The organism is Streptomyces sp. NRRL WC-3549, from assembly GCF_000721935.1.
Taxonomy (GTDB): Bacteria; Actinomycetota; Actinomycetes; order Streptomycetales; family Streptomycetaceae; genus Streptomyces.
Map to the genome: position 1 here is coordinate 1,521 of NZ_KL585424.1, position 3,676 is coordinate 5,196.

Sequence of the window (3,676 nt, forward strand, 5' to 3'; positions counted from 1 at the left end):
GGCCGGTACGGACGACCGCCGGCCGTGGTGGTGTCAGTCGCCGGTCTCGTGGGGGAGTCCGTCGTCCAGGACGATCCGGATGGTCTGGCCTTCGCCGTCGACACCGGTGAGCTCGGCGGCGATCCGGTTGTAGGCGGTCGTGGCCAGTGCCCAGTCCGCCTCGAGCGGGGTGGAGGCGTGGCGGGTGTCCCACAGCTTGATGAGCAGGCCGATGAGGGAGCGGCCGGACAGGACGGTCTGGACGCGCCCTTCCTTGACGTCCTCGACCGAGGGCGGGGTGCGGAAGTGGTCGTGGTCGACGGCCAGGGCGGTGAGCCACTCCCAGGTGTCGCGGTGCGCGACCAGGTCCACGGAGGCCACCCCGGCGGCTTTCAGCAGCAGAACCCCGTGGGCAATCCGCGGGTCCTGCCCCTCGCCGCCGGTCGGCGAAGCGGCGGAGGAGGGCGCGGCGGGCGTGCCGTTGCCCTGGTAGGCGGCCTGGATCGCACGTTTGAGAGCGTCGTCCTGGTCTCTGTTCTGGCGCTCCGGTTCCGGCTGTGGCTGCTGCTGGTTGCTTTCCATGGTTCCCCCCTGGGAGTCGGTGTCGGATGAGGTGGGCGGTGCCGTTGCGGAGGCGGCGGGCTCGTGGCCGGGCTCAAGGCTGGGCTCCGGGGCCGCAGGCTCCACCGGTGTTGGTGCGCCGGTGTCGGGTTCGTCTGCTGGCCTCTGGAGTTCCGCGAGGGGGCGGAGGGTGTCGGCGAGTTCCAGCAGCTGGCGGAGCTCGCCGCGGGTTTCGTTGAGGTCGCTGATCATCCGGTCCTGGCGGCGGCGTACCTCGCGGTTCTCCTCCCGCAGGCCGGTGACACCTCCCTGCACGACCTCCAGGATCTTCAGGCGGGTCTGGGTGAGTTCACCGTGCAGGGCCGTCAGTCCGACCGTAGGGTCATCAAGACGACCGACCGGCGCAAGCAGGGCCCGTATCGCCTTCAGTTCCTCCATCGCGCTGCCGAACGCGTCTTTCCACTTCACGTAACCCCCTGGTCACTCAGAGCTGCAACCGGCCGTATCTCCCCATAAACACTCCATGTGACGCGCCGCTTTCCGGCCCTTCCCTGGCCGGGACTACACCCCCCGCTCTCTGCACGGCGGGGACACTGCGGTGCGCCGACCCTCGGTGTCAACCTGCCGCCTGCCCGGCCGTCCTTTCCGGTGACTCCGGCCTCGGCTTCCGTTCCGGGAGGTGGGTTCGTGGCCACACTCGCGGACGTGACCGACCCCAACCCTCCCGGCCTCGCCCCGAACGACTTCCCCGCCACGGCCGGGCCCGGCCCGGTAGCCTCCAGCACCGGGCGGGTCCGGCTTTCGATGACCCGGTGGCTTCTCACTCCGCGCACTATGTGGCACGCGCGCCGCCTGGCCGCGGCCGCCCCCGGAATGGACGCGCAGACCGCGTGGGTGGTGGCCCGTCTCACCCGTCACCCCGATGAGTACGCCTACGCTCTGGCCCACCCCGGCTCCTACGCCCACGCTCTGGCCCACCTGGACGACAGGCGTACCTGAAGGCGCGTTGCCGGTGGTCCCCGGCCGGGTGCGACCGTTCCGGCCAACTCCTGTGGACGTGCGGCGGGGTGCGATCACCGGCTGCGATGATCAGGACCCGCTGAGCTGTCCGCGAGGGAGAGGGTGAAGACGTTGCTGGTTCCCCGGGTGTATCAACCGGATTCGTTCGCACAGCTGTTGGAGCGGCGGCTGAATCTCACGCCGGGCTTCGAGGCCGGGCGCCTGGACACCGAGCAGGTGGCCAACCTGGCGCTGCTGACCGTGGCCCAGGCTCCCGCCTACGCGGGTACAGCCCGGCTGGTCGCGCTGATGCGGAGCCTGCCCGTGCCCAGCGAAGAGCCGCAGGACTTCTGGTTCAAGCTGTGGACCGCGGCCGACGATCCGGTCCTGCTGCCCGGCAACCTCCGCCACCAGCTGCTGCGCGCTGTGGACGGTGACGGTGCCGCGCTGGCCGACCAGCTCCTGCACGCGATCGCGGAGATGGACGGCGAGCAGCGCACCGCGGCCGCCAAGGTCATCGGTGAGGCGATCAGCACGGAGTTCCTGCGCGGCTACGAGGCCGGCTACGTCGGCGAGCTGTGGCTGCGCGAGGTCGAGAGCGCCGCCTGGCAGGTCCTGTACGCCTACGACAGCGGTACGTGGGAGGAGCACCTGGAGTTCCTCCAGGCGTGGAAAGACGCCTGAGCCCCGAACCGGGAGAGCAGCGGATATGAGCACTCAGCGGCCCTCACCCAATGAGCCCTGGCCCGGCTGGACGGCCAGCGGGGCGGCGCAGGCCCTCTACGGGAAGCACTTGGCGCGTATCGGGCAGCTCGTGCCGGCTGTGCTGTACGTGCACGTGATGAACCGCCAGGGCATCGCGGCCGCGCACAACGCCGGCCGCCAGGACGTGGTCGATGCCCAGGTCGCCAGCATCGCGATGGAGTGCCGGGATGACCTCCTGGAGGCGGCGGCCGTCCTGGACGCGCTCGCTCTGTGCCACGGGCACGGCAGCTACCTGCCCCGCCCCTACCAGGAGACCAGCTGTCGCGGCCTTCCTGCAAGTGAGCAGCTCTTCAAGCCTGACCTGCGCATTGCTCAGTTCGGAGAGCGGAACCCACTGAATGCTACTGATGGGTAGATTGGTGGGGTGGCGCCGGCTGATCTAGTGTGGTCTGCGAGTTTCCGAGTTCTGCGCAGTATGAGCGCTGATTGCTCAGCATCGCGGAGCCGCCGGTAGTAGCGGTCGAGTTGGTGGCACTGGTTGCAGGCGGCAGGAGCGAACATCTCACCCTGATCGGCCCCGAAAGCCACCCGGTCCGCGCCACCCACTCCCGCCGACGCTGCGTTGGTCTGAACGCACGGCACCGAGTGGTCCTGACCGGAGTCTTGCAGCCACCGGCCATGTTGCACGCACGCACGCCCGCCACCGCGGCCGATACGCCCACACATCCTCAAGGGGCCCGTGCCGAGCCGCTGAAGCCACTGGCCCCATGCGCATGCCTCTATACGCCACCGCGTCCACCCCGCGGTGTCTTTCGACGCTGAGTAGGATCACCGCTTGTATGCCCGGGGGTGTGAATTGGCAGGGTCTCCTGCCGGGCCTCCGGATGGGGCGCCGAGGGGGAGAGGCCAAGATGCCCGAGGGTATGGGGCTGCTCAGCCCGTCGTTTGAGCGACTGCTCGCGATGGGGTTCGCGCATGTGACGCCGGGCCCGGTGACGGTACTGACCACCACTTCAGAGGAGGACCAGCCTCGTTTCGAGCTGCCCTCGTCGTGGCGTGCCGCTCAAGGGGAGTCTTGGCAGGAACTCAGCTCCTGCGCCACGCGTGCGTTGTCGCAAGGTCCGCTTCTCCTCGTGCCACCGTGGCAGCGTCGCACCGGCACCGGGGAGAGGGGGAAGCGAAATGCGTCCTATTTCGCCTACGACGATGTCCTGGGCGCATGCCGTCCCGCCAACGCTGACAGTGTCTTGGCCGTTCTGACTGCTGCGGAGATTTGGACCTCCGAATCGCCGCGCGCAGCTCAGCTGCGCGCGAAGCTGGCTGAGCACTGGGATACGCTGGCCGTTCTCTACGGCACAGGCGTGATCCCGCAGATCCATCAGTCTGCCATCGTGGCAGCCGCCTTTTTGAAGGCTAGGCAGGAGTCCCGGCC

5 protein-coding genes are annotated in these 3,676 nt (G+C 69.1%); 4 read left to right on the plus strand and 1 reads right to left on the minus strand.

Features of this window, described 5'->3' with window-relative positions; all coding sequences use genetic code 11:
* Window positions 1–33: 33 nt before the first annotated feature.
* Window positions 34–1,008, minus strand: coding sequence for a hypothetical protein (locus IH13_RS0127425; protein ID WP_234433406.1), 975 nt, complete (start codon window positions 1,006–1,008; stop codon window positions 34–36).
* A gap of 219 nt (window positions 1,009–1,227) precedes the next feature.
* Here IH13_RS0127425 and IH13_RS0127430 point away from each other — a divergent pair, with 219 nt between their 5' ends.
* From IH13_RS0127430 to IH13_RS0127445, 4 genes are all read left to right on the plus strand, one after another.
* Window positions 1,228–1,539 carry a hypothetical protein gene (locus IH13_RS0127430; protein ID WP_031088659.1) on the plus strand — a complete coding sequence of 104 codons (312 nt, stop codon included), beginning with the start codon at window positions 1,228–1,230 and terminating at the stop codon, window positions 1,537–1,539.
* 123 nt (window positions 1,540–1,662) lie between these two features.
* Entirely contained in the window at window positions 1,663–2,223 is a 561-nt protein-coding gene (locus IH13_RS45040; RefSeq protein WP_234433407.1) for a hypothetical protein, read from the plus strand.
* Between the two features lie 25 nt (window positions 2,224–2,248).
* Entirely contained in the window at window positions 2,249–2,659 is a 411-nt protein-coding gene (locus tag IH13_RS0127440; protein ID WP_031088661.1) for a hypothetical protein, read from the plus strand.
* Window positions 2,660–3,155: 496 nt separating this feature from the next.
* Window positions 3,156–3,676, plus strand: a 521-nt coding sequence (locus IH13_RS0127445; protein WP_037842503.1) for a hypothetical protein, incomplete at its 3' end; no start/stop codon positions are given.

What these genes read in the sequence shown, in the direction of transcription:
- IH13_RS0127440 (WP_031088661.1), top strand. Translation starts at nt 2,249, where the DNA reads ATGAGCACTCAGCGGCCCTCACCCAATGAGCCCTGGCCCGGCTGGACG.